Source organism: Adhaeribacter terreus (assembly GCF_042657365.1).
GTDB classification, from domain to species: Bacteria; Bacteroidota; Bacteroidia; order Cytophagales; family Hymenobacteraceae; genus Adhaeribacter_A; species Adhaeribacter_A terreus.
In genome coordinates this window covers 339947-364357 of the sequence record NZ_JBHSKT010000004.1, presented here as the reverse complement: position 1 = coordinate 364357, position 24411 = coordinate 339947, and the positions used below count along the sequence as shown (strand labels likewise).

General features: G+C 45.8%; 19 protein-coding genes. 11 read left to right on the top strand and 8 right to left on the bottom strand.

The annotated features are described in order from the left end of the window. Nucleotides 1-38: 38 nt before the first annotated feature. The 3 genes from ACFPIB_RS09085 (at nt 39) to ACFPIB_RS09075 (ending at nt 4018) form a co-directional block, all read left to right on the top strand. Nucleotides 39-2261 (top strand): prolyl oligopeptidase family serine peptidase, encoded by a 2223-nt coding sequence (locus ACFPIB_RS09085; protein WP_378017126.1) that lies wholly within the window; start codon nt 39-41, stop codon nt 2259-2261. 223 nt (nt 2262-2484) lie between these two features. After that, nucleotides 2485-3420, top strand: a complete 936-nt coding sequence (locus tag ACFPIB_RS09080; protein ID WP_378017125.1) for a helix-turn-helix domain-containing protein — start codon at nt 2485-2487, stop codon at nt 3418-3420. Between the two features lie 109 nt (nt 3421-3529). Then, on the top strand, nt 3530-4018 hold the full coding sequence (locus tag ACFPIB_RS09075; protein ID WP_378017124.1) for a GNAT family N-acetyltransferase: 489 nt from the start codon (nt 3530-3532) through the stop codon (nt 4016-4018). 498 nt (nt 4019-4516) lie between these two features. Here the strand turns inward: ACFPIB_RS09075 and ACFPIB_RS09070 are convergent, their stop codons facing one another. Together ACFPIB_RS09070 and ACFPIB_RS09065 are read right to left on the bottom strand one after the other, a co-directional pair. Next, nucleotides 4517-4822: a DUF4286 family protein gene (locus ACFPIB_RS09070; RefSeq protein ID WP_378017123.1), complete on the bottom strand. Its 306-nt coding sequence runs from the start codon at nt 4820-4822 to the stop codon at nt 4517-4519. Between the two features lie 59 nt (nt 4823-4881). Then, nucleotides 4882-6111, bottom strand: coding sequence for an MFS transporter (locus ACFPIB_RS09065; RefSeq protein WP_378017122.1), 1230 nt, complete (start codon nt 6109-6111; stop codon nt 4882-4884). Between the two features lie 187 nt (nt 6112-6298). On the opposite strand from ACFPIB_RS09065, the gene ACFPIB_RS09060 reads away from it, so the two are divergent. From ACFPIB_RS09060 to ACFPIB_RS09050, 3 genes are read left to right on the top strand one after another with little or no spacing between them, the layout of a single operon-like run. Continuing rightward, nucleotides 6299-8824: a TonB-dependent siderophore receptor gene (locus tag ACFPIB_RS09060; protein ID WP_378017121.1), complete on the top strand. Its 2526-nt coding sequence runs from the start codon at nt 6299-6301 to the stop codon at nt 8822-8824. Between the two features lie 52 nt (nt 8825-8876). Next, nucleotides 8877-10238, top strand: coding sequence for a PepSY-associated TM helix domain-containing protein (locus ACFPIB_RS09055; protein ID WP_378017120.1), 1362 nt, complete (start codon nt 8877-8879; stop codon nt 10236-10238). Next, nucleotides 10201-10473 (top strand): hypothetical protein, encoded by a 273-nt coding sequence (locus tag ACFPIB_RS09050; RefSeq protein WP_378017119.1) that lies wholly within the window; start codon nt 10201-10203, stop codon nt 10471-10473. The genes ACFPIB_RS09055 and ACFPIB_RS09050 overlap by 38 nt, the downstream gene beginning before the upstream one ends. Nucleotides 10474-10940: 467 nt before the next feature. Here ACFPIB_RS09050 and ACFPIB_RS09045 read toward each other — a convergent pair whose 3' ends face one another. From ACFPIB_RS09045 to ACFPIB_RS09030, 4 genes are all read right to left on the bottom strand, one after another. Then, nucleotides 10941-13388, bottom strand: coding sequence for a TonB-dependent receptor (locus ACFPIB_RS09045; protein WP_378017118.1), 2448 nt, complete (start codon nt 13386-13388; stop codon nt 10941-10943). A gap of 373 nt (nt 13389-13761) precedes the next feature. Continuing rightward, the gene (locus ACFPIB_RS09040) at nt 13762-14076 is read right to left on the bottom strand and encodes a hypothetical protein (RefSeq protein WP_378017117.1); all 315 of its coding nucleotides are present in this window, start codon (nt 14074-14076) and stop codon (nt 13762-13764) included. A gap of 75 nt (nt 14077-14151) precedes the next feature. Next, complete coding sequence (locus tag ACFPIB_RS09035) at nt 14152-14553, bottom strand: hypothetical protein (protein WP_378017116.1); 402 nt, start codon at nt 14551-14553, stop codon at nt 14152-14154. Between the two features lie 275 nt (nt 14554-14828). Continuing rightward, the gene (locus ACFPIB_RS09030; protein WP_378017115.1) at nt 14829-15179 is read right to left on the bottom strand and encodes a hypothetical protein; all 351 of its coding nucleotides are present in this window, start codon (nt 15177-15179) and stop codon (nt 14829-14831) included. A 228-nt stretch (nt 15180-15407) separates the two neighbouring features. Here ACFPIB_RS09030 and htpG point away from each other — a divergent pair, with 228 nt between their 5' ends. Then, entirely contained in the window at nt 15408-17234 is a 1827-nt protein-coding gene (gene htpG, locus ACFPIB_RS09025; protein ID WP_378017114.1) for a molecular chaperone HtpG, read from the top strand. A 169-nt stretch (nt 17235-17403) separates the two neighbouring features. Then, the gene (locus tag ACFPIB_RS09020) at nt 17404-18162 is read left to right on the top strand and encodes a hypothetical protein (RefSeq protein WP_378017113.1); all 759 of its coding nucleotides are present in this window, start codon (nt 17404-17406) and stop codon (nt 18160-18162) included. Nucleotides 18163-18457: 295 nt separating this feature from the next. On the opposite strand, the gene ACFPIB_RS09015 is transcribed toward ACFPIB_RS09020, so the two are convergent. Continuing rightward, nucleotides 18458-19882: an MATE family efflux transporter gene (locus tag ACFPIB_RS09015; RefSeq protein ID WP_378017112.1), complete on the bottom strand. Its 1425-nt coding sequence runs from the start codon at nt 19880-19882 to the stop codon at nt 18458-18460. A gap of 315 nt (nt 19883-20197) precedes the next feature. Between ACFPIB_RS09015 and ACFPIB_RS09010 the strand changes: the two genes are divergently transcribed. Then, nucleotides 20198-21118: a toxin-antitoxin system YwqK family antitoxin gene (locus tag ACFPIB_RS09010; RefSeq protein WP_378017111.1), complete on the top strand. Its 921-nt coding sequence runs from the start codon at nt 20198-20200 to the stop codon at nt 21116-21118. A gap of 128 nt (nt 21119-21246) precedes the next feature. On the opposite strand, the gene ACFPIB_RS09005 is transcribed toward ACFPIB_RS09010, so the two are convergent. Then, on the bottom strand, nt 21247-21603 hold the full coding sequence (locus tag ACFPIB_RS09005) for a YraN family protein (RefSeq protein WP_378017110.1): 357 nt from the start codon (nt 21601-21603) through the stop codon (nt 21247-21249). Nucleotides 21604-21720: 117 nt separating this feature from the next. Here ACFPIB_RS09005 and pgi point away from each other — a divergent pair, with 117 nt between their 5' ends. Then, nucleotides 21721-23373 carry a glucose-6-phosphate isomerase gene (pgi, locus tag ACFPIB_RS09000; RefSeq protein WP_378017109.1) on the top strand — a complete coding sequence of 551 codons (1653 nt, stop codon included), beginning with the start codon at nt 21721-21723 and terminating at the stop codon, nt 23371-23373. A gap of 57 nt (nt 23374-23430) precedes the next feature. Next, the gene (locus ACFPIB_RS08995) at nt 23431-24408 is read left to right on the top strand and encodes a type I phosphomannose isomerase catalytic subunit (RefSeq protein ID WP_378017108.1); all 978 of its coding nucleotides are present in this window, start codon (nt 23431-23433) and stop codon (nt 24406-24408) included. Nucleotides 24409-24411: the final 3 nt, after the last annotated feature.

The following is a 24411-nucleotide window of genomic DNA, read 5'->3' as shown; positions in this document are numbered from 1 at the left end:
ATTCCTTAACTTAGCCGGGTAAACATTTTTCTGCATTTATGAAAAAAGCAACTCTGTTTTTGCTCGCTGGCGCTACCGCGCTTAATGCCTGCAAATCAACCGAAACAAAGTCGAAAATAGAAACGAAGAACGGCGAAGTGAAAGTGAAAAGTAATGGGCCGTTGGTTTCCGAAGCCCAGACGAAAGAAATTGCCGAGCCTTTAAAGCAAAGCCTCAAGTATCCGGTTACCAGAAAAGTGGACCAGACCGATGATTATTTCGGTACCAAAATTTCGGACCCGTACCGCTGGCTCGAAGACCAGTATTCGCAGGAAACTGCCGCCTGGGTAGAAGAACAGAATAAAGTTACGTTTGGCTATCTGGAGCAGATCCCGTTCCGTAATAAAATAAAAGATCGCTTAACGCAGCTCTGGAATTACGAGAAAATGGGCGCGCCTTTCAAAAAAGGGAACCATTATTATTTCTATAAAAACGATGGCTTGCAGAACCAGGCGGTGCTTTATCGCCAAACAAGCTTAAATGGTCAGCCGGAAGTTTTCATCGATCCGAATAAACTTTCGGCCGATGGTACTACTTCGCTTTCGGGTTTTAAATTCTCGAAAAATAACAAGTATATGGCGTACGGCACTTCCGGCGGCGGTTCTGACTGGAATACCTGGTACGTAATGGATGTGGCTACGAAAAAGCCTTTGGAAGATAAACTGGAATGGATCAAGTTCAGCGGTGCAGCCTGGCAGGGCGACGGTTTTTACTACAGCCGCTACGACGCCCCAAAAGACAAAGCGCTTTCGAACAAAAACGAATTCCACAAAATCTATTTCCACAAAATTGGTACGCCGCAAAGCGCCGATAAACTGGTTTACGAGGATAAAACCAAACCTTTGCTGAATTTCAGTGCGCAAACCACCGAAGACGAAAGATTTTTGCTGATCTACGGTTCTGAAGGTACAAGCGGCGGTACGCTGGCTTATAAAGACCTGAAAGACCCGAAAGGCAAGATCAACTGGCTGGTTACTACCTACGAATCGGAGTATAACGTAATCGAAAACCTGGGCGATAAGCTCCTGATCCACACCAATAAAAATGCTCCGAATTACAAGATCGTTTTAATGGATCCGAAAAAACCGCAGGAGGCGAACTGGAAAACGATTGTGCCGGAAAGCGGAAATGTATTGACGGGCGTAACGATGGTAGGCGGCCGCATTATGGCTACGTACCTGAAAGATGCGGCCAGCCAGGTTCTGGTTTTCGATGTGAACGGTAAAAAGCTGAACGAACTTGAATTCCCGACCATTGGCACTGTAGCGGGTTTTGCGGGCGACAAAAATGATAAGGAAACGTTCTATACCTTCACTTCCTTCACTTATCCAACCACCGTTTACCGCTACGATATTGACAACAACAAATCAGAACTGTTCTGGAAACCGAAACTGGATGTGAACCCGAATGCTTATGAAACGAAGCAGGTTTTTTACACCAGCAAAGACGGAACGCGGGTACCTATGTTTATCGTGCACAAGCAAGGCCTGAAAATGGATGGTCAGAACCCGACTTACCTGTACGCTTACGGCGGGTTTAATATTTCGCTTACGCCAAGCTTTAGCGCAGTAAACTTGCTGTGGCTGGAAAACGGCGGTGTGTATGCCATGCCAAACCTGCGTGGCGGCGGCGAATACGGTGAAAAATGGCACAAAGGCGGCATGACCCCGAACAAGCAAAACGTATTCGATGACTTTATTGCCGCCGGCGAATACCTGAAAAAAGAAGGCTACACTTCTACCGAAAAACTGGCTATTTCTGGTCGCTCCAACGGTGGTTTATTGGTTGGCGCAACCATGACGCAACGTCCGGACCTGGCAAAAGTGGCTTTCCCGGGCGTGGGTGTGTTGGATATGCTACGTTTCCACAAATTCACCATTGGCTGGGCCTGGGTTCCGGAATACGGTTCTTCGGATAAAGAAGACCAATTCAAAAACCTGTACAAATTCTCGCCGCTGCACAACATTAAAGAAGGCGTTGCTTACCCGGCAACCATGGTTACCACCGCAGATCACGACGATCGCGTGGTGCCATCGCACAGCTTCAAATTCATTTCTGAGCTGCAAGCCAAAGGCGGCGGAACGAACCCGTATTTAATTCGCGTGGATGTAAAAGCAGGCCACGGCGCCGGTAAACCAACCTCGCTGCAGATCCAGGAATGGGCCGATATCTGGTCGTTTGCTTACTACAACATGGGCGTAGATCCGTATGCGGGCAAGTAGGTTTTAGATTTTAGTATCCGGATATTGGTATCTGGACTTTTTTAAAGATCAGCAGTAGCGTTTTGTTGCTGCTGATTTTTTTTGGGGAAAACGGTAGGGTTTAGCGGTAAAAAAGTGCCCGCTTATTAAGATCAACGAACGCTGAATATTTTTCCGGAACAAAGGAGTGTTGTAAATATTTGCTTTCCATATATTTGTGCCGGAATCAGGTTGAAGAAACGCCATGCAGCAAGCCAATCTTTCAGAAGTTGCCACTTCCGTTTACGCAAGTAAATGCGATGTAATGCACATGGATATTTCTACACCGCGCAGCCTTATTCCTAAATTGTCTTCCAATTACCTGGTTAGTTCCTGTTTTACTTCCTTCGAAACGGAAATGCGGCTTGCTCCCGGGCTGGGCTTAAAGTTTGTGCCGGAAGGCAAGGAAACGTATTGGATGAATGGGAAAAAGCACGAAGTTACCGGCGAAAAATATTTGCTGGTAAACGATTCGTTGCCCGAGGTTATAGGCGTTGTAAAAGGCCAGACTACGCATGGTATGTGCGTAAATATTGCGCCCGAAATGCTAAACGACCTGCTTCTGCAAGTGCTTTGCCCAAATGCGCTGGACGAAATAAATCAGGTGAACCGTTATTTGTTGTCGCCGGAGTTGCTTGTGCGCGAAGCCAAGGCTAGTGAAAATCTGCAGCACTTTCTAAAACAGTTGCATTATTTTACTTCCACTCACCAGATCGAAGCACCACCCATAGAAATGCTCTTCGAAGTTGCGTCTATGCTGATCCGTGAAAACCTGGATATGATCAGTTCTTATTACAAGCTGGAGGCAACAAAGCTCAGTACCCGGCAGGAATTGTTTCAGCGCTTGCTCAGGGGAAAAGAGATTCTGGACGATAGCATTTTTGCGGAAATTAACATTGGCCAGGTGGCTGAAGAATGTTGCTTATCTGAATTCCGGTTTTACCGGCTCTTTAAGCAATGCTTCGGCCAGAGCCCATACAATTACCTGTTCCGCCGGCGCATAGAAAAGGGGCTGGAACTGAAAAAGCAAAACCTGAGCTGGAGCGAAATTGCCTTTCAGTTGAACTTCACCGATCTGGCCGCTTTCAGTAATGGTTTTAAGAAAATTACAGGCGTTTCGCCAAGCAAGTTTGCAGTGTGAAGCTTTAGTTTGGAGGACAGCAGCTGGAGGGAAAAAGAGCAATATGTTTTCCTTACCTTTACTTTTTCACCCCAAAATCCTAGCGTTTTCATCATTAATCATTAACCAAATGAACATCACCGTCCGTGAAGGAAAAGAAACCGACCTGCCCCAAACGCTGGCCTTAATTCAGGAACTGGCCGAATACGAAAAAGCGCCGCAGGAAGTAACCAATACCCTGGACATGATGCGGGAAGATGGTTTCGGGAAGAACCCGATCTTTCAGTTTTTTGTAGCGGAAACTTCGGACGACGGCATTATTGGCATTGCTATTTATTTCACGGCGTACTCTACCTGGAAAGGCAAAACCATTTACCTCGAAGACCTGGTGGTCACAGAAAAATACCGGCGCTTTGGTGTTGGTAAAAAGCTCTTCGATGCGGTAGCGAAAAAGGCGGAAGAACTGGGCGCGAAACGTTTTGCCTGGCAGGTTTTGGAATGGAACGAACCGGCCATAAAATTCTACGAAAGAGCCAAAGCCAACCTCGACCCGGAATGGATAAACTGCCGGATGTCGGAAAAAGAACTGCACGAATATAACGGTAGTCAAAACAGCTGAAAAAGTCGGGGCTGATCTAATTTCACAATTTTCTTTTCATTGCCGTCTGCTTTAGCTGACGGATTGCAGACGAAACATGCGTGGCTTTAGCATAAATTAATCTTCCATAAAAGTTTAGGCTAAAGCCCAAAAGATCAGATGCTAAAACCGTCAGCTAAAGCACACGGCAATGGATACTTCTTTATGAAATAATACGCATATAATGGTAGGCAAAACGCCTGAAAAAGTAAAACCCCGAAGCTGCTTCGGGGTTTTTTAGGTAAAAAGCATACCGTTTTTGAGGTTTCAGACTTGAAGTAAGTCCCCCTTTGGAGGGGTTAGGAGGAGAATTTTACGTTTTGTCATTTCGACGTAAGGAGAAATCTCTTGAAGTAGGTAGTAGAGCCAGAATAAAAGCTACTTCTAACTTGATAAGATCCCTCCTGTCGTCGGGATGACGCAATAATGTGGTCCTCTCCCAACTCCCTCCGAAGGGGGACTTTTCTTTCACATATAAAGTTATTCAATAACTTCCAGCACTGTCCGGAAAGCTACGTATTGGTCTTTGTAGCGCTCGGAATGTTTGGCTTGCAGCGCCGGGGCGTGGTTGCGCTGGTATTCCATGAGGTCGTTCATGTTGCGGGCGGTGTATTGAATGGCGTAGGTGGTGCCGCCGTGGTCTTCGTCTTCCATAACCCGGGCAATCTGGTTTTTAACGAAATACGTGGTAGCCATTACTTCCGGAATATGTACTTCTTTCATCCACTGCAGCCATTCTTCGGCCACGCGGTTATCTATGCTTACAGTTACGTTGTATATGATCATGCTGCAAAATTACAAATTGGTTTAATCAACTCCTGAACAATTTTAGGCCGGAAAAATTCCTATTCGTAATAATCCAGGTCCTTGCCGAAGCTTTCTTTCAGCTGACTAACCGAATACAGCGCCAGGATAATGGTTACAGCAGCCAGAATAATGGCGCTGGTCTGCAACCCGAAACTGCTTTTCATGGAAGTGAAAGCCAGCGTCATGGGTACCACCGAGCCGCGCACAAAATTCGGAACGGTGGTGGCCACGGTGGCGCGTAAGTTGGTACCGAATTGTTCGGCGGCAATGGTAACGAAAACCGCCCAGAAACCCGACGTAATGCCCAATCCGAAACAAATAAAGTAGAAAATGGGCAGCGAAACGTCTTTGCTCAGGAAATAAACCGCGATCATGGTGGCGCTGGAAAGCAGGAAAATGACCATTACTTTGTTGCGGCTTTTGAGCAACTGGCTTAAATAACCGCTCAGAAAATCGCCGAAGATCAAACCGAAATACGAGTAGAAAACCGCTTTTCCCGCCGAAACTTCGCCTTGCACACCCAGACTTCTGCCAAATTCCGGGGAGAACGTAATTAAGATCCCGATCACGTACCAAAGCGGCACGCCCACCAGAATGCACATCAGGTATTTTTTGAAACGCGGCCCGTTGGTGAACAAACTGAAGAAATCGCCGCGGCTTACGCTCGCTTCTTTCAGGTTCTTGAACATGCCGCTTTCGTAAACGCTCACCCGCAGAAACAAGAGCAGCAAACCCAGGCCGCCGCCAATAAAATACGCGTTCCGCCAGCCAAAAAAGTCGCCCACCCAAAAAGCCAGCAACGCCCCGGAAACGCCCACGGTTGCTACGATCATCGTTCCCAGGCCGCGTTTTTCCTTCGGCAGCACTTCCGAAACCAGCGTTACGCCCGCGCCCAATTCGCCGGCCAGACCTACACCGGCAATAAATCTTAAAAACGCGTACTGCTCAATATTCTGCACAAACCCGTTCGCAATGTTGGCCAGTGAATAAAGCAGGATAGAACCGAAAAGTACCGTTAATCTTCCGCGTTTATCGCCTAGAATTCCCCACAAAATTCCGCCTATCAGCATTCCGGCCATTTGCATATTCAGCAGCAGAACGCCTTTGTCTAAATTATCGGCCGTGGAAATTCCCAGATCTGTAAGGCTTTGTACGCGCACAATGCTGAATAGAACTAAGTCGTAAATATCTACGAAATAGCCCAATGCAGCTACAATTACGGCTGTGTTGAGCACCACAGAACGGTTGGTTTTCAGAGTTTCGGACATGGAAAAAACGCTAGGGTTTTGTGCCTAAAAAGTAACGCCGAATTTGCCGGATTTCAAATAAAATCTTAAAAATCTGAGGCCGTAAATACACCTGTTGCTAACCAAATAAGGTTATTTTTATTTGGATTAAGTCTAAATAGTGCTTAACCTTGTGCCGGAATTTAATCAGTTACCCTAAAAATAACCTATGCTAAACCGCTACCAAACTTTATTCAACAATCAGAAAATCAACCTGAAAGCTGTACTGTTCGGGTTGCTCATGATCTTCTTTAACGTTGCTGCTTTCGCACAGACTTCCACCGGAATCGTACAAGGCCAGGCGGTGAACAGCAACAATGAGCCGCTTGGTTTTGTAAGCGTGGCCATTCTGAACACCACTTTAGGAACTACTACCGACGAAAAAGGAAACTTCAAAATTGAAAACGTGCCGGCCGGCGTACAAACCCTGATCTTGAGCGGACTTACCACCGAAGTTGTGAAACAGGAAATTATGGTAACGGCGCAGGAAGTGCTGCAGGTAAAACTTACCGGCAAAGAAAAGACCACCAGCCTGCAGGCCGTAGAAATTACCGGCCGTAAGGAAGTAACTTATAAAAACGACATTTCCTTTCTGGGAACCCGTACCGCTACGGCTTTAAAAGATGTGCCGCAGGCTATCAGCTACGTTACCAAAGAAGTAATGCAGGATCAGCAAGCTTTCCGGACGGGTGATGTGGTGAAAAATATCAGCGGCGTAAACCAGTTTTCGAGCTACGACGATTTTACCTTGCGTGGTTTCCGTTCGGGTTCTAACCAATTGCTGAATGGTCTGCGGGTTTCCAAGGGTTTCTGGGGCCAGCCGTTAACCAATAACCTGGAAAGAATTGAAGTGATTAAAGGTCCGGCTTCGGCACTTTTCGGTAATACCGATCCGGGCGGAACCATTAACCGCGTAACCAAAAAACCACTCGATATCAGCCGTCAGTCCATTGGGTTTACCGTGGGAAGCTTTAATACCTACCGCGCCGTGGCCGATTTTACCGGCCCGATGAACGAAGATAAATCCTTGCTTTACCGCCTGAACTTAGGCTACGAAAACACCGAAACCTACCGCAATCTGCAGGGCATGGAAGCTTTTATGATCGCGCCTTCCATTTCGTTTCTGCCTACAGCTAAAACCCGCGTGAACTTCGATATGGTGTATAGCGCCAACCATAGCAAACTGGACCGCGGTCAACCTATTTTTGGTGCGGCCGCCGGAACCAGCCTGTATTCTACGCCAACCAATTTTGCCATTGCCCGCGGAAACGATTACCTGAACGAAGATTATCTGTACGTAACTTCCTCGTTGAGCCACCAGTTTACCAGCCAGCTTTCCTTTAATGCTTCATACATGAAATTTACCGGCAAAGAAGATCTAATGGAGCACCGCACTTCGAACAACTTTGCCGTGGACGGCGATGGCAACCAGATCCCGACCTTGATGGAAATGCAAACGATCCGCCGCATGCAGCAAACCTTTAACGATAACGTGGCCGCGTACCTGGTTTACAATTTCGAAACCGGTTTCCTGGAACATAAATTAGTGGGCGGCTACGATTATCAGCAGAAAGTTATTCCGGTTGGCGGCTCGAGCCAGAATGCGCGCGGTTACCGCAACGCAGCCAATAACGGCGTGATAAATACGTATAAACCGGCCGATAAAGCAAAATACCTGCTGGATAAAAACGGCAACCCGGTTCCGAATATTCCGCACTTCGATTTGACCAATCCTGATTATTCGGTAGCCAACACCAGCGACTATTTCATGACCAGCTCTAACATTGCCACTTCTAAATATTATTCCAACGCAATTTATCTGCAAGACCAGGTGAAGTTAGGAAAGCTGCAAGTATTGCTCGGTCTGCGCCAGGAATTCTATTACGATTACCTGAACTATAAGAAAGATAACGAAGAAAAAGTAACGCAATCGGCTCTTATTCCGCGCCTTGGTTTGGTTTACGGCATAAATAACAACATTAATGCGTACGCCACTTATGCGCAGGGTTATCAGCCGCAAAGCGCCGGCACCTTGGGCGATCCGGAAAGATTTGGCGGTCCGTTCGATCCGTTAACCAGCAACATGATAGAAGGTGGTTTCAAGACCGAGTGGTTCGACCAGCGCTTAACGGCTAACCTGGCGGTTTACCAGATAGAGCAGAACAACATTCTGATAAATGCCAGAAATTCCGATAATCCGGATCTGCTGGAGCAACGTGGTCAGGAACGGGCGCGTGGCGCGGAACTTGACCTTACCGGTAATATTCTGCCCAATCTTTCGGTTACAGCCAATTATGCGTTCAACCATACCGAAATTACCAAAAGCGCCGACGAGAAAGAGATTGGCCGCATAAAAGAAAATGCTCCGAAACATTCGGGCGGTATGTGGGTGCGTTATTCCATTGCCAAAGGCGCACTGCACGGGCTGGGATTTGGCGTAGGAAGCAACTTTACAGGCATCCGGAACACCTTCGATACATTCTTAACCGACGACAACGGCAACGAATTGGGCCTGAAACTTCCGGCTTACACCCTGTTCGATGCGGCTTTGTTCTACAACATCAACAAATTCCAGATCTCGCTGAAAGTTAACAACCTTACCAACGAAACCCACTGGACCGGCGGTTATGGCTACACACGTTTATTCCCGGGTGCGCCGCGCCACTATTTAATGTCGGTAGCTTATACATTTTAATTCAGATCCTAATTTCTCCGGTTCCTGAAAGGGAGCCGGAGTTTTTCTATTTATGGCCATATCAAACAAAACGCTCTGGAAAATTCATTCGTGGCTGGGCTTGTACACCGGTATTTTTATTGCGTTTCTGAGCATAACGGGCGCGGCGGCGGTTTTTAAAGAAGAAATAGATACGCTGGCCGACCGGCGCTTGCTGAAAGTGGAAGTTACCGGCGAGCGCAAACCGTATAACGAACTCATTGCCATTTTGCAGGCCGAAATCCGTAAAAGTCAGCCCGAAGCCAGCATTAGCAGCATTGAACTTCCGCGCACCGAAACCGACGCAATAATGGCGCACGTGTTTGTGGGAAGTGAAAACGGCGCAAATATTATAGACAAAGCTTTTGCGAATAACGCGCGGCAATATTTTGTAAACCCCTACACCGGCCAGTTTTTAGGCAGCCGTGATTACTATAAAACGGTATCGTTTTTCATCCGAAATCTGCACGTGCGGTTTTATGATAACTACTGGGGCCGGCCGGCGGCGGGTATTTTCGGAATTGCTTTTTTCATTGTAACGGTACTCGGGTTTTTAATTTATGGGAAGTTCCTGAAGCAAGCGGCTTTCACGGCAATCCGCACCAAAAACCTGCGCCAGCTTTTTGCCGACTGGCATAAAATGATCGGGGTGCTTTCGCTGTTCTTTAACCTGATGATTGCCGTAACGGGCGCCTGGATAGGAATGCAAAGCTATTACATGAAATGGCTGGATATTAAAAACCCGAACCGTTACGAAGCCAAAAAAATAATTACGCCGGAAGCTGATGTGGTACAAACCGTAGATTACGATGCTGCGCTGAAAAGGGCCACCCAGGTTTTTCCGGAAATGATACCGGCGGTTTTGAATTTCTCTGCCAAAGGCGAAAATACCATTTCATTTCGTGGCAATATTCCGGGCCAGGTTTACGAACGCAATACGCAGGTGCTGGTGCTGGATAAAACCACTTTAGAAACCCGTTTTCAGTACGACATACGCCAGCAAAAAGCAACTGATAAACTGTTTTATGTGCAGGAAGCCCTTCATTTCGGCGATTTTGCGGGCCTGCCTATGAAGATCCTTTATGTGCTGCTCGGCCTGACCTCAGGGTTTTTATCCATAACCGGCTACTACATTTACCTGAACCGCCAGCAAAGCAAACTCGCCAGACCGGCCAAATATTTCGTGGTGCTTTATACTTCGGCGATCGGGTTGGTAATTGTATTGTTGTTCATCAGTCATTTGCTGTTTGGTTCCGGGCCTACTTCGCTGGTTTATACCGGTTTGCTGTATCTGTTCCTGGCTTGCGTAGGCATTTGGTTTGTAGCTGAAAAACTGAAAATGAAGAAAATTAAAAGCAATGGAAGAAAAGAAAAAAACGAAAAAGTACGTGCATAAATTCCTGATGCCGCTCCTGATGGCTTTAAATGCCGTGCTGCCGTTTTTTATTGCTTACGCCATGTTCCAAAGCTTCAGTCATGAAACCATGAACAGTTTTGAAAATACCTTCAGTGCTGCTTTAATGGTGCTTATGGGTTTGAATATGTTGTCGTTGCGGTATAGAAATGGATTGATCTACACCCTGCTCATTGCCCTGAATTTCAGTGCGATGTTTGGTTATTGCTGTATTTGAAAAGCAGTTTCAGAAAATTAATGTTCAATAAAAAAGTGCCGAGTTTACTCGGCACTTTTTTGCTTCCAAACCCTACGGTTTTTTGCTTCCAAACCCTACGGTTTTTTGCTTCCAAACCCTACGGTTTTTTGCTTCCAAACCCTACGGTTTTTTGCTTCCAAACCCTACGGTTTTTTGCTTCCAAACCCTATCGTTTTTTCAGAAATCTCTGTCATTTTAAGCCGTTTACTGCAGTGCTCCACGGGTTAAAACCCGTGGCAATCAGTTGGTTTCGGGATAACGTTTCGGGGTTTTAGAGGCGTTTGCAATAGCGTTTTAAATGACTTTTAGGGCTCAAAGGCATAGCGTTTTAAGCTGCATTTCAGAAAAATCCTGTAAATCTCTAAAATCCTGAAAATCGTGTTCCAGACAAATGCCGCCGCTGCCATAAATCGCCCTGATTCCCACGGGTTTTAACCCGTGGAGCACTACTTAAAACTAAGCGGCACAATCACCTTAAAACTCACATTTCTTCCCATATTAAAAACGCCTGTACGACCGGTAGCTTCGTTTATTGCAGCGTATTTTAGGCGGCTTAAGTGGTTTTGATACGCTACATCGAAAAGGTTATTGGCCGTTACATATAAAGAAAACAGCGTGGCATTTTTACCGTTCGGTACATCTACGCCGGCGCCCAGATTGAAAAGCGTGTAGCCCGGCGTGGCGGTTTCGGTGTGGTTGGCGGCGTAAAAGTGGTTTTGGGCAAAGTAGCGTTCCACTTCCAGGCGGGCAAACCAGTTCTTAACCAAGGCACTTTTCGGGCTGAAATTTACGCGGACTTCCGATTGCAAGCGCGGCGCGGGAATGAACGGCAGGTTGGTGGTGGAATCGGGTTGGTTAAGTTGCTTGCCGCGTACAAAAGAGAAAGTGTTTTCGAAATGCAGCCAATCGAGCGGGTGCGGGTGGAGGTCGATCATGATTTCGCCGCCGTACAGATGCGCGTTGCCCTGCGTAAATTTGTACGTGGCCGTCGGGTTTTCAGGGTTGCTTATAGAATCGCCGCTGAAAACGCTGCGCAGCTTTTCCGGGAAAATGTACTGCTGAATGTGGTTGCTGAAGCCGGTGAATTCGAAATTAACGTGTTCGGTTTCTAAAATTAAGCCGGCATCGAATTGCAAACTGGTTTCGGGTTTCAGATCGGGGTTGCCAATCTCGTAACGCAAAGTACCCTCGTGACTACCATTGGAAGCAAGTTCGGCTATATTTGGTGCCCGGAAACCGCGCGCCACGTTCAGCTTGGCAGTAAGTTTTTTGCTCAGATCGTAGGTCGCGCCGGCGCTGGCAGAAATGTTGGAAAAACTGCGGGAAAAACCAGTGAATTTTGTTTCTACAGCTTCTTCTGGGTTGGTGGTTGGTGTGTGTGCTTCGGTTAAAAGCAATTTATCGGAAGTCAGTTTGCGCTGGTCAAAACGCAGGCCGCTGCTTAAATGTAACGTTGGGTGATTGTTCGTGATGAAGCCGAAAACGCCCAGGTCGGTCAGTCGGTATTCCGGGATCAGGAATTCTTCGCCTTTGTTCTGGTTCGTCTGGTGCATGCCCGAAACTCCGAAAGTCGCGTTCCAGCCCGAAAATTCCGGCAGAAAATACTTCGAACCGAAGCTCCAGGTTTGCAGATCGAAAATTAAAGAAGCGTCTTCCGCGGGTTCATCTCCGTGGTCATGATCGTGATCTTCTTCGGCGTGGGCGTGGCCAAATTCCTGGCGCAAATTGCGTTGCCAATCTACGTTTACCGTTGCCCGCGACCGGCCCAGAATAACGTTATTCTGCGACGAAAACCGCAAATGGTTAATGGTCTGGTACGGTTCGTTTATCTGGTAACCTTTCAGATCTTCGTCGGTAACCGGCACTTCTTCCGGATGATGATCGATCTCGACCAGCTTCAGGAAATTACCCAAAGAATCGCGTTCGCCTTCAATTAAACCTACCTTCTGATTGAACGTGCTGAAGTTGAGATGCGAAAATCCCCAGCTTTTATTCAAGCCCACGTAACCGCTCGCGCTCTTTTCCTCAAAACCTGAATTATAGACTTTGCCATCGTAGCGATTCTGATAATTGCCGGCAATTTTATGGCTCGCGCGCGCCTGCCAGTTCAAACCATTCAGATTGCCGGCGTTAAAAATAGAATTACCAATCAGGTTGTTGTTCGTCTGAAAATTTCCGGAATAGGAACCAATGATGCGGCCGTTTTCCACGGGATCGGGCGAAAGAAAGTTGATAACGCCGGCCATGGCATCGGAGCCGTACATAATGCTGCCGGGGCCTTTCACAATTTCGGCACGGTCCACCGAAAATTCATCGATCTCCACGCCGTGTTCTTCGCCCCACTGCTGGCCTTCCTGGCGCATGCCGTTGTTTAGCGTAACCACGCGGTTGCCGCTCAAACCCCTAATAACCGGTTTAGAAATGGCTGCGCCGGTACTGATCTGCGAAATGCCGGGCGTTTTGGCAATGGCATCGATCACGTTGGTGGCCGTACGCTGCTGCAATTCTTCCTGGTTAACCACGGTAGTAGGAACCGGATTCTGATGCCGCTGCGTAGACGCCGAAACACCGGTAATAACCACTGCACCAAGTTCGGTAACCGATGGGGTCAGCTCAAAATTGAGCGTGGTTGGGCCGTTTATTTCCAGGAATTGCGTGAGCGAATTGTAACCCACGTAACGGATCTGAGCCAGAAATTTGCCTTTGGGCAGGTTCTTCAGTTCAAAAATACCTTCGGCGTTGGTAGAAGCGCCTTGTCGCAGATCGGGCAGGTAAACGGTGGCGCCAATGATGGATTGCTTTGTGGTTTGGTCGGTTATTTTGCCGGTCAAGCTGTTTTGCGGAAAAGCTTTGAAAACGGTGAGAAAAAGTATAAGCAGAAATGGGATTTTCATATAAAATGCGTTGCAAAAACGCTATGGTTTTAGCACCTTAAAGTGCCGGCGTCAAGCGTTTCGGGCCAGAAAATTAAACTAAAAGTAAGGGTGCCTGCTAAGTTGGATTAAACGGAATCCGGATGGGAATTAGCTCAAATGTCACCACCAGCTTTGTCATGTTGCGCGCTGGCGAAACAACTTGTTGGCTTTTGGCAGAAATATTTCTGCCGGGAGCCGACGAGGTCCTTCGTTATCGCTCAGGATGACAAATGTGTTGAGTTTTTAAGCCGAAAACCATAGCGTTTTGCTACACTTTGTGGGTTTTAACCACAGAAACCATAGCGTTTTCCAGGAATGAATTCCGGAAAATAAATGCAGGCGAACGGGGAATTTAGCTTAATGCTGGCGGGCCGCGGAGCTGGATATTGTTCGGAAAGGTGAACTTCCAGACAGATTGGTAAACGAAGGTGTGGGTGAAGAATTCCAGCGGTTGCGCAAAGGTAAAATACTGCGTGGTTGGCTGAAAAGGTGCATCGAAAAGTTGATCGACGTGGCAATGCGTGTGCTTTACGTCGATGTGGGTTACGTTTTCGTCGTGGGCGTGCGCGGTGTGTTCGTGGTTGTGCAAAGCCAGTATGGCCTGTTCCGGCGCCAACACGCGAAAGAAAAGCAACAACAGGAAATATGCAAGGAAATGCCGGAACACGTTTAAGTTTTAATTCAGGCGGTAAAGATACAAAATAAGCAGGAATTCGCTTTTAGCTTTTATTTCCGGAGATTCTTAAGCGCTGAGTTGTTGTTCTTCCAGTTTTAAAATATGTTCCTGGAAATAGTCAGGATTGATGATTGTGTCAAAGATTTCAGCGGCTGCTTGTGCCGCAAATTCATTTGGAATAGAATCGAAGGTATGGTAGGTATTATTGTGCTGACAGTAACCGGTTGCGGCGGCAGTATATTTCTGCTGGATCAGGCTTAGTTTTTTCTGGAGCTCATCCTGGTCAAAACTTTCGGCTAATGCTTCCGGAATAAATTTAAGATTTAGTGAAATGTAAGCATTCCAGTGGCTCTGGTAAATCAAAATACAAGGGATCTCGAGTTCGCAGCAGGCATCGAGCCAGATACTGGCCAAGCGTTGCTCTACGCTTCTCTCTTTACGGATCTGAATGAATTTTGAACTGTGCATGCTATACAACCATCTAATTGTAAAAGGTGAAACTAATCCTGAATCATAATGATATAGCGATTGTCAGATGAAGGTTTCAACTTTATTCACACCTAAAGGTTGTCAATTTTTAGGATGTTAAGAAATGGTGCTTAGGTTATCTTGGAAATATTTAATGCAAAAATTTATTAAGTACCATCCTGCTACCCTTTTTATATTAAGCCTCATCTTTTGTTGTTTAACTGCATTAATTAATAACTATATAGCATTTTGAGGCTGTTACGCTTCCAACCGGCTTAAATTTCCGCGAAAGTCCGGAAAATGGCGCTGCCCATTTCCAGAACTACAGGTTTTGGTACGGCATCGAAGGTGTGGTAATAATTATTGTGTTGCCAATAACCTTTGTCGCTGCCGGTAAATTTTTGGTGCAGGGCCTGAAACGTTTCGTTAAAGTTCGCCTGACGGGAAGTAAAGTCGGGAGCTAATTTCAGATGTTTCAGGTTAGCCGTAATATAAGCGGTTTCTTCATTCAGGTAGATCAGCACGCAGGGAATCTGGAATTGGGCACACGCATCGCTCCAGATAGAAGCAAGGCATTTTTCAGTCGGACGCTCTTTTCTGATGCGGATAAATTGTAAACTAAGCATAGAATGTAAAGGTAACAGTTTCAGCAAATATGCAAGGTTTAAGTTAAGGCAGTAAAAAGGCTTTTGCTCAGCAATAATTACACCACTGTGCTGCCATCCTGTCATAAATTTCAGGTCTGGAATAAATTTTGAAAAGCGCAAAAGGCCTGAAATGACTTTTTCGGGCAAAAACCATAGCGTTTTTAAACAGCACATTAGCAAACTAAAAAATTAGCACATTATAAAATTATGGCAGAAAAAGGTACCATCTCGATCCACACCGAGAACATTTTCCCGATCATTAAAAAATTCCTGTATTCCGACCACGAAATTTTCCTGCGCGAGCTGGTTTCGAACGCCGTGGATGCCACGCAGAAACTGAAACGTTTGAGCGCCATTGGTGAATACAAAGGCGACGTTGGCGAAGACCTGAAAGTGAAAGTAAGCGTGGATAAAGATGCCCGCAAGATCATTATTTCTGACCGCGGTATTGGTATGACCGCTGAGGAAATCAAGAAATACATCAACCAGATCGCTTTTTCCGGCGCTACCGAATTCGTAGAGCAATACAAAGACAAGCCCGATGCGAACCAGATCATTGGTCAGTTTGGTCTTGGTTTCTACTCGGCGTTTATGGTGGCCGATACCGTAGAAATAGATACCAAATCTTATAAAGAAGGCACCGAAGCGGCGCGTTGGATCTGCGACGGTTCTACTGAATTTGAAATTACTGCTTCTGAAAAATCTGAACGCGGAACCGATGTGATTCTGAACGTAGCTGCCGATTCGGATGAATTTCTGGAGCCGGCCCGTTTAAAAACTATTCTGAATAAATACTGCAAATTTTTGCCGGTAGAAGTGGAGTTCGAAGGTGAAGTAATTAACAATCCGAACCCGATCTGGACCAATTCGCCTTCTGAACTGACCGACGAGGATTACACCAAATTCTACAACGAACTTTATCCGTTCTCGGAGCCGCCGCTTTTCTGGATCCATCTGAACGTAGATTATCCGTTCAATTTAACCGGTATTCTGTATTTTCCGAAGATCAAGAACGAGTTCGAATTCACGAAAAACAAAATTCAGCTTTACTCCAAGCAGGTTTTCATAACCGATGAGGTGAAAGACGTGGTTCCGGAATTCCTGATGCTGCTGCACGGCGTGATCGATTCGCCGGACATTCCGCTGAACGTGAGCCGCAGCTTTTTGCAGGCCGACAGCAACGTGAAAAAGATCAATACTTACATCACGAAGAAAGTAGCCGACAAGCTGAACGAAATATTCAAAAAAGACCGCAAAGCTTACGAAGAGAAGTGGAACGACATTAACGTGTTTGTGAAATACGGCATGCTTTCTGACGAGAAATTCTACGACAAAGCCAAAGACTTCGGCTTGCTGCAGAACCTGGAAGGCAAGTATTTCACCATGGAAGAATACAAAGCTTTCGTGCAGGCCAACCAGACCGCGAAAGACGGAAACGAAGTTTGGATCTATGCGACTGATGTAGAAAAGCAGCATGCCTTTATCGAAGCTGCGCAGAACCGCGGTTACGACGTACTGAAACTAGACAGCGTAATTGACAGCCACTTTATTGGTTTGCTGGAGCAGAAAGTAGAAAAAACTACCCTGAAGCGCGTAGATTCTGAAACGATTGATAAGTTGATTGAAAAGGAAGATACGAAGGATATGATCCTTTCTGAAGACGAAAAAACCAAGCTGAAAGAGATCTTCGAAAAGGCGATCAACAATACGAACATGATGGTTTCAGTAGAGCCGCTTTCGCCGGAAGACCAGCCGGTAATTATTACCATGCCGGAATTTATGCGCCGCATGAAAGACATGGCCAAAACCGGTGGCGGCGGCATGATGTTCATGGGCAACATGCCGGATTCTTACAACGTGAGCGTAAACGGTAACCATCCGATCATTCAGCGCATTTTAAAAGCCCGCGATGAAAGCAAAGAAAAAATTGCCCGTCAGGCATTTGATTTAGCTTTATTGTCGCAGAACATGCTTTCCGGCGCAGCACTTACGGCATTTGTGAAGCGGAGCGTGGAGTTGATTGAGAAGGAGTAACCCTACCCAATAGCTAAAAACAGGAGAGAGCTTTATTTTCGCTTGTTTAAATCTACACTTAAAAGTCTGCTGCATAAGCAGACTTTTTTGATTTGAGGACATAGCGTTTTTCTTTTTAAGCAACGGGCAGAATCCTTTAGGGAAGCTTCCTTGTTTTTGTGATTTTTCTTTGGAAATTACCGCGTCTGAACTTGGGCATTTGATCGCTTTCAAAGCCATTATAAAGTCTGAAACCACAATGGAAAACCTGCCTTTTTACATTCCGCTGATCTTTGTGCTGACTACCGGACTTACGGTTTTGTTTTTTCATAGCGCGGCTAACGGGAACAGGTTGGTGTTGCTGGTATTATTTGGTTTGTTAGTGATTCAGGCAATCGTAGCCCGGACCGGTTTTTTCACCGTTACCCATACGCTGCCGCCGCGATTTTTGCTGTTAGTCGGGCCACCTTTGCTAATTATCCTTTTCATGTTTCTGACCCGGAAAGGGAAAGAGTTTATTGATAACCTGAATCTTAAAACTTTAACGCTGCTGCACATCATCAGAATACCGATCGAGTTGGTGCTGTTCTGGTTGTTTCTGCACGAATCCGTTCCGCAGTTAATGACTTTCGAAGGCCGGAATTTTGATATTATTTCCGGATTAACTGCGCCGTTAGTTTATTATTTTGGCTTCGTGAAGAAGGTCTTGAGTCCGAAAGTGATTTTGCTCTGGAATTTTATCTGCCTTGGGTTGCTGTTCAACATCATTATCAATGCAATACTTTCAGCGCCTACACCTTTTCAGCAATTTGCTTTTGACCAACCGAATATTGCCATTCTATATTTCCCGTTCGTTTGGTTGCCTGGTATTGTCGTTCCATTGGTTTTGTTTGCGCATTTGGCGGCAATCCGGCAATTGCTTTTTCCGGTTGCTACTCTGAAATTTTAATCAGGTTGCTGAGATATGATTGTAGGAGATTCTGATTTTTTGAGCTTAAAAGCATAGCGTTTTTTGCCTTATCAAAGCATAATATTTAACCAGTTCGTCATCCCGAGCGAAGCCGAGGGAACTTATAGGGCTTTTATTTTAAATATTTCAAATATCAACTTCTAATCTAGAAATCTCGGTTTAAATACTGGCCTCATAAGTTCCCTCGGCTTCGCTCGGGATGACGGATAGAATCCACACAAAAAGCCCGGCATTTGCCAGACTTTTACTTTTTCACCTTAAAACCATACCGTTTTTAGATCTTTACCTGCTTCCACTTTCCTCTTTTAAACAGAATGATACCCGCAATGGTAATAGCCGTTTCGGCAACCGGAATGGCTATGAAAACGCCGGTAGGGCCCATATCCAAACCCTTTGCGAGGAAATATGCCAGCGGGATCTGGAAAAGCCAGAAGCCGAACAGATTTACTTTGGTAGGCGTCCAGGTATCGCCGGCGCCGTTGAAAGCGTTAATTAACACCATGCCGATGCCGTAGAAAATGTAGCCCACGCTCATAATTCTAATGGCCTGAATGGCTACTTGCTGCACCTGCACATCGTTGGTGAAGAACGAGACGAAAATATGCGCGCCGCCTAAACTCAGAATGGTAATGATCACCATGAAAATAACGTTGTATTTGGCGGTGGTAATCACCGAGTCTTCGGCGCGTTTAATTTGCTGCGCACCTAAATTCTGACCAACCAAGGTAGCGGCGGCATTGCTTAAACCCCAGGCCGGCAACATGAAGAACATGAGCAAACGTAAGGCCGTTTGGTAACCCGCCGAACCATGATCGCCGCCGGTAGTTGCTACGAGTTGCGCCAGGAATATCCAGCTGCAGGAAGCAATTACGAACTGCAAAACGGCCGGGGCAGCAACCTTCGCAATGTCTTTTATCTGGGGCCAATCTGGTACGAAATGCGAAAAGTAAATCTTCAGCAAATGCTTGCCGTTGAAAAGATGATACAACTGGTACATTACGCCCAGGCCGCGGCCCAGGGTAGTTGCCAATGCTGCGCCCGTTAACCCAAATGCCGGAATTGGTCCGAAACCGTTGATGAAAATGGGGCAGAGAATTATGTTGGCTATGTTGGCCACCGTTAAGCTTTTCATGGCAATGGCGGCGTTGCCGGCGCCCCGGAAGATCCCGTTAATCAGGAACAAAAGCATAATGAAAATGCTGCTGCCCATCATGATCTGCATGAAAAGGGTTCCGTGCGCGGCAGCTTCCGGCGAAGCGCCCATTAAAAGCAGAATTTCGGTGGCATAAATAACCCCGAAAATACTGATCAATATATTCAGGGCTGTAGCAATTAAAATGGCTTGTACCCCGGCTTTGGCCGCTGCAGCGTAATCTTTTTCGCCTACGCGTCGCGAAACCATGGCCGTAGCCGCCATGCTTATTCCAACTGCTAAAGAATAAATAACCGTAAGCACCGATTCAGTTAAACCTACCGTTTGAATGGCGTAACTGCTGTTGTGTAAATGGCCTACGAAATACAAATCTACCAAGGCAAAAACCGATTCCATGACCATTTCGAGCATCATGGGAATGGCTAGTAAAATTACCGCGCGGCGGATGCTGCCGGTGGTATAATCTTCGTCGTGGCCTTGTAAGGCTTGTTTTATGATTGAGAATAGCGATGGCCGCTTCTTCTGAGAAAGTTCAGTTAAAGACATGATCGTAAAAAAAATAAAATTGCAGAAAATACCGGGCAACCGCAGGAATGGTTGCCGAAAACAAAACAGGTAAGGAGGGTGCCCTGAATTAGTAGAAAAGGGCTGCTAATACAAACATAGTATTTAGTAGCTGAAGTGCAAATTTATGAAATTATAATGCAATGTTAAAAAGTAGAACGAATTTAGTAGCAAGCGGTTGGAATTTTTCAGAGAAACTGCAAGAACAAAATAGAAACGAAAACGTTTTTTGCCGGAATACGAAATATTACCATCTTTACGTTTTAGCTTTTAGCTGATTATTGAATTTTCCTGCAAATGCGTTTAGTTTTTCTTAATAAAATAATACCGTTTTTTTTTCTGGTGCTTACGTTTGCCTGCTCGCAGCGCAATTATAACGTAGATATGAAGCCCAAGCCGGAAGTGAAAAATGGGGTTCCGCCAACCGGAGCAAAGCCAGATACATTGGTGAAATCTACGCCGCAGGATTCGGTAAGACAAGCTGCTGAAGCTGCCGCGCTTGCAGGAGCAAAAACTACGGTAAAAGAAGAAAAGCAAACCAAGAAGAAAAAGAAAAAAGTTTTTCTGGGCTACCGCATTAAAAAAGGTGTGGCCCGAAGCGGTTCCGGTAAAGGCGCCGTTACGGAGGTGTTTCATTACCTGCGTACCTACAAAGAACCCAGTGCTTATGCGCCGGCCAAATATTACTACAATGTACGCCGCCGCAAAATCTTCAAAGGCCGCACCATCGATCCCAAAGTTTCCAAAATATTGCACGGGCATTACAAAAAGCTGCAGAACGGCAAAGTGCTGGAAGAAGGTTATTTCTACGTAGGCACCAAACATCTGCGCTGGGAAAAATATAACCGTGACGGGCTGCTTTTAGGGAAAACGCATTTCGAAAAAGGCTTTCCGCGCGATGCCCAGATTACGTATTATGATGCTGCGCAACAAAAAGTAAAGGAAGTGATTCCGTATATGAATGGCGAAGTGGAAGGCGATTATGTAAAGTTCCGGCCGGACGGTTTGCTGGAACGGGAAGGGCAATACGAAAAAGGTAAAAAAGTAGGCTCCTGGATCGAATTCTGGCCTTTCCGGAACCGCAAGCGTTACGAATATAAATACCCGGAATCGGCTTACGACGAGCCTTTTGAGCCTTATCTGTACCGCGAGTGGAATAAGAACAATTCCCTGATCTACCAGAAAGGCAAACTCGATAAACGCGACCAGCAGAAGTAACTTAATTCTTGCATTATTGAAGTGTGCGGTTTGAAATTCCGTTGGTAAAACGCTATGCTTTTGGCTCAAAAAAGTCACTGTAAACCGGAGTGGTAAAAAAACTTAAAACAATTCCCCCACTTTTTAAGTTAATGAAAGGCATCTTCAATGTGATGAATGTTGAAAGTGCCGTTACTATTAGCCGTAACTGAAATAATATCGAAACGAATGTCGTGAAGCCAGTTTTGCTGAAAAATGTATTCATCGGCGGCCATTAAAAAGAGTTCGATTTTTCGATTGCTTACAAACTCCTCCGGGAAGCCGAATTTATCGGAACTGCGGGTTTTAATTTCGGCAAATACCAGTAAATTATCTTTGCGGACGATCAGGTCTATTTCAGCTTTTTTATAACGGTAGTTCTGGGTAAGAATTTCGAATCCTTTATTTACCAGATACTTGGCTGCAACAGCTTCGCCGGTGGTTCCTAATTTATGATGTTCTGCCATGCAGTTTGATTTTTTACCCTTATCTTCACACTTGTAGCCAGCCAAACTGGTATACGGAAATTACGTAGCGTTATGTCCATGATAGTTGCTAATTTTGCTGATACTCAAGAAAAACGCATGCTTAAAAACATAGATCCTGTAGAAACCCATGCCTGGAAAAAGTTAGGGCAGTGCCACACAGCCCTGAAAAAACAGCATATAAAAACTCTTTTTGCAGAAGATCCAAGTCGTTTTTCTAAATTCTCCGCCCGCTTCGAAGACATGCTGGTAGATTATTCTAAAAATCTGCTCGACGAAGAAACCCTGCAAACCTTACTCGATTTGGCACAGGAATGCGAACTTCCCGATGCTATTGAAAGAATGTTTTCCGGCGATAAAATAAACGAGCTCGAGAAACGCGCCGTTTTACATACCGCACTGCGCAATCGTTCCAACGAGCCGGTACTGGTAGATGGCCAGGATGTAATGCCCGAAGTGAACCGGGTGCTGCAACAGGTAAAAGAATTCTCCGAAAACGTAATAAACGGCAACTGGAAAGGCTATACCGGCAAACCAATAAAGTCTATTGTGAACATTGGTATTGGTGGTTCAGATCTTGGACCTTACATGGTAACCGAAGCGCTGAAACCTTACCAGAAACCACATCTACAAGCCTTTTTCGTGTCGAATATTGATGGCACGCACCTGGCGGAAGTGCTGAAGAAAGTAGATCCGGAAACCACTTTGTTCTTCATTGCCTCCAAAACATTTACCACCCAGGAAACCATGACCAATGCTGCATCGGCAAAAAAATGGTTCCTGGAGTTTGCCAAAAACGAAAAAGAAGTAGCCAAACATTTCGTAGCTATTTCCACTAATCTTGAAGCGGTTAAAGCTTTTGGCATTGCCGAAGAAAATATGTTCGTTTTCTGGGATTGGGTTGGCGGTCGTTTCTCCTTGTGGTCTTCCATTGGTCTTTCCATTGCCTGCGTACTGGGTTACGAAAATTTTGTGCAATTACTCGATGGTGCCCACGCCATGGATAACCATTTCCGCAAAACGGAGCTTCGGCAGAATATTCCGGTTTTGCTTGCCCTCATCGGTATCTGGTATACTGATTTTTTTGGCGCCTGCACCGAAGTATTATTGCCTTATAACCAATACATGCACCGTTTCCCGGCTTATTTCCAGCAGGCCAATATGGAAAGCAACGGAAAATCTGTAAACCGGAACGGTAGGCCAGTTAGCTATAAAACTGGCCCGGTGGTTTGGGGCGAACCGGGAGTAAACGGGCAACATGCTTTTTACCAGCTTATTCACCAGGGCACAGAACTTATACCTGCCGATTTTCTGGTACCGGCTAATAGCCAGAATCCATTGGGCGAGCATCACGAAATCCTGCTTTCTAATTTTATTGCTCAGACCGAAGCTTTAATGAATGGCAAGACTATGGAAGAAGTAACGGAAGAGCTTAGAAAAGAAGGTTTATCGGAAGCTGAAATAGAGGAGCTAGCTCCATTTAAAGTTTTTGCCGGTAATAAGCCAACCAATTCTATTCTGTTTAAAAAACTCGATCCGCGTACCCTTGGTAGTATAATTGCCATGTACGAACATAAAATTTATGTGCAAGGTATAATCTGGAATATTTACAGTTTCGATCAGTGGGGAGTGGAATTAGGGAAACAGCTGGCTAAAAAAGTGCTTCCGGAGCTGAAAAACGAAGAAGAGATAACCTCGCATGATTCTTCTACCAATGGGCTGATAAACGCCTGGAAAGCGATGCGCCGGTAGTTTAGCCGCCATATAAATAAAAATGATGCGCTCCGGCGTTCGTGTTGATTGAAAGAAATGTCCGAATTATATCCGCTGAAATTCAAAACCATATTCAAGGAAAAGATCTGGGGTGGCGAAAAGATCAGAACCGTACTTCATAAGGAATTTGCCCCGCTGAAAAACTGCGGCGAAACCTGGGAAATTTCCGGTGTGAAAGGCAATGAATCGGTAGTGGCGGAAGGGCCGCTGGCCGGAAAAACCCTGTCGGAACTTATCAGAACGTATAAGGCAGAACTGCTGGGGAAGAATAATTACGAAAAATCCGGCGCCGAATTTCCTTTGCTGGTAAAATTTATCGATGCCAACGAAGACCTTTCTATTCAGGTGCACCCGAACGATGAAATTGCTTGGAAACGCCACAAAAGCCTGGGTAAAACGGAAGTCTGGTACATTATGCAGGCCGACGAAGGTGCTACGCTGATCAGTGGTTTCAACCGCGAAATGGATGAAGAAACGTATCTGAAACACCTGGAAGAAAATTGTTTGAGTGAAATTCTGAACAAGGAAGACGTTAAAGCCGGCGATGTTTTTTTTATTCCCGGCGGCCGCGTGCATACCATTGGTAAAGGGTTGCTTTTAGCCGAAATTCAACAGAGCAGCGATATTACCTACCGCATTTACGATTTCGACCGCACCGATGACAATGGCAACAAACGCGAACTGCATACCGAAGAAGCCCTGGCTGCGATCGACTACCAGCATTATCCGGCATACAAAAATACGTATCAGGATGAATTGAATAAACCGGTTGAGCTGGCTGAGAGCAATTATTTTACCACCAACCTGCTACACCTTACCGAGCCGCTGGCGCGTGATTATACCCTTCAGGATTCGTTTGTGATTCTGATCTGTGTGCAGGGAAATGCTGAACTGGTTTATAACGGTACGGAAATTGCCCTGAAAACTGGTGATTGCTATTTGTTGCCGGCTGCAATTAAGCAAATAACCATCAGGCCTTTAGAAGAATTTAAAATGCTCGAATGTTTCGTGTAACTT

What these genes read in the sequence shown, in the direction of transcription:
- ACFPIB_RS09070 (WP_378017123.1), bottom strand. Translation starts at nt 4,822, where the DNA reads ATGATCATATACAACGTAACTGTAAGCATAGATAACCGCGTGGCCGAA.
- ACFPIB_RS09085 (WP_378017126.1), top strand. Translation starts at nt 39, where the DNA reads ATGAAAAAAGCAACTCTGTTTTTGCTCGCTGGCGCTACCGCGCTTAAT.
- pgi (WP_378017109.1), top strand. Translation starts at nt 21,721, where the DNA reads ATGCTTAAAAACATAGATCCTGTAGAAACCCATGCCTGGAAAAAGTTA.
- ACFPIB_RS09080 (WP_378017125.1), top strand. Translation starts at nt 2,485, where the DNA reads ATGCAGCAAGCCAATCTTTCAGAAGTTGCCACTTCCGTTTACGCAAGT.
- ACFPIB_RS09010 (WP_378017111.1), top strand. Translation starts at nt 20,198, where the DNA reads ATGCGTTTAGTTTTTCTTAATAAAATAATACCGTTTTTTTTTCTGGTG.
- ACFPIB_RS09005 (WP_378017110.1), bottom strand. Translation starts at nt 21,603, where the DNA reads ATGGCAGAACATCATAAATTAGGAACCACCGGCGAAGCTGTTGCAGCC.
- ACFPIB_RS09075 (WP_378017124.1), top strand. Translation starts at nt 3,530, where the DNA reads ATGAACATCACCGTCCGTGAAGGAAAAGAAACCGACCTGCCCCAAACG.
- ACFPIB_RS09055 (WP_378017120.1), top strand. Translation starts at nt 8,877, where the DNA reads ATGGCCATATCAAACAAAACGCTCTGGAAAATTCATTCGTGGCTGGGC.
- ACFPIB_RS09045 (WP_378017118.1), bottom strand. Translation starts at nt 13,388, where the DNA reads ATGAAAATCCCATTTCTGCTTATACTTTTTCTCACCGTTTTCAAAGCT.
- ACFPIB_RS09030 (WP_378017115.1), bottom strand. Translation starts at nt 15,179, where the DNA reads ATGCTTAGTTTACAATTTATCCGCATCAGAAAAGAGCGTCCGACTGAA.
- ACFPIB_RS09015 (WP_378017112.1), bottom strand. Translation starts at nt 19,882, where the DNA reads ATGTCTTTAACTGAACTTTCTCAGAAGAAGCGGCCATCGCTATTCTCA.
- ACFPIB_RS09035 (WP_378017116.1), bottom strand. Translation starts at nt 14,553, where the DNA reads ATGCACAGTTCAAAATTCATTCAGATCCGTAAAGAGAGAAGCGTAGAG.
- ACFPIB_RS08995 (WP_378017108.1), top strand. Translation starts at nt 23,431, where the DNA reads ATGTCCGAATTATATCCGCTGAAATTCAAAACCATATTCAAGGAAAAG.
- ACFPIB_RS09060 (WP_378017121.1), top strand. Translation starts at nt 6,299, where the DNA reads ATGCTAAACCGCTACCAAACTTTATTCAACAATCAGAAAATCAACCTG.
- ACFPIB_RS09065 (WP_378017122.1), bottom strand. Translation starts at nt 6,111, where the DNA reads ATGTCCGAAACTCTGAAAACCAACCGTTCTGTGGTGCTCAACACAGCC.
- ACFPIB_RS09050 (WP_378017119.1), top strand. Translation starts at nt 10,201, where the DNA reads ATGGAAGAAAAGAAAAAAACGAAAAAGTACGTGCATAAATTCCTGATG.
- htpG (WP_378017114.1), top strand. Translation starts at nt 15,408, where the DNA reads ATGGCAGAAAAAGGTACCATCTCGATCCACACCGAGAACATTTTCCCG.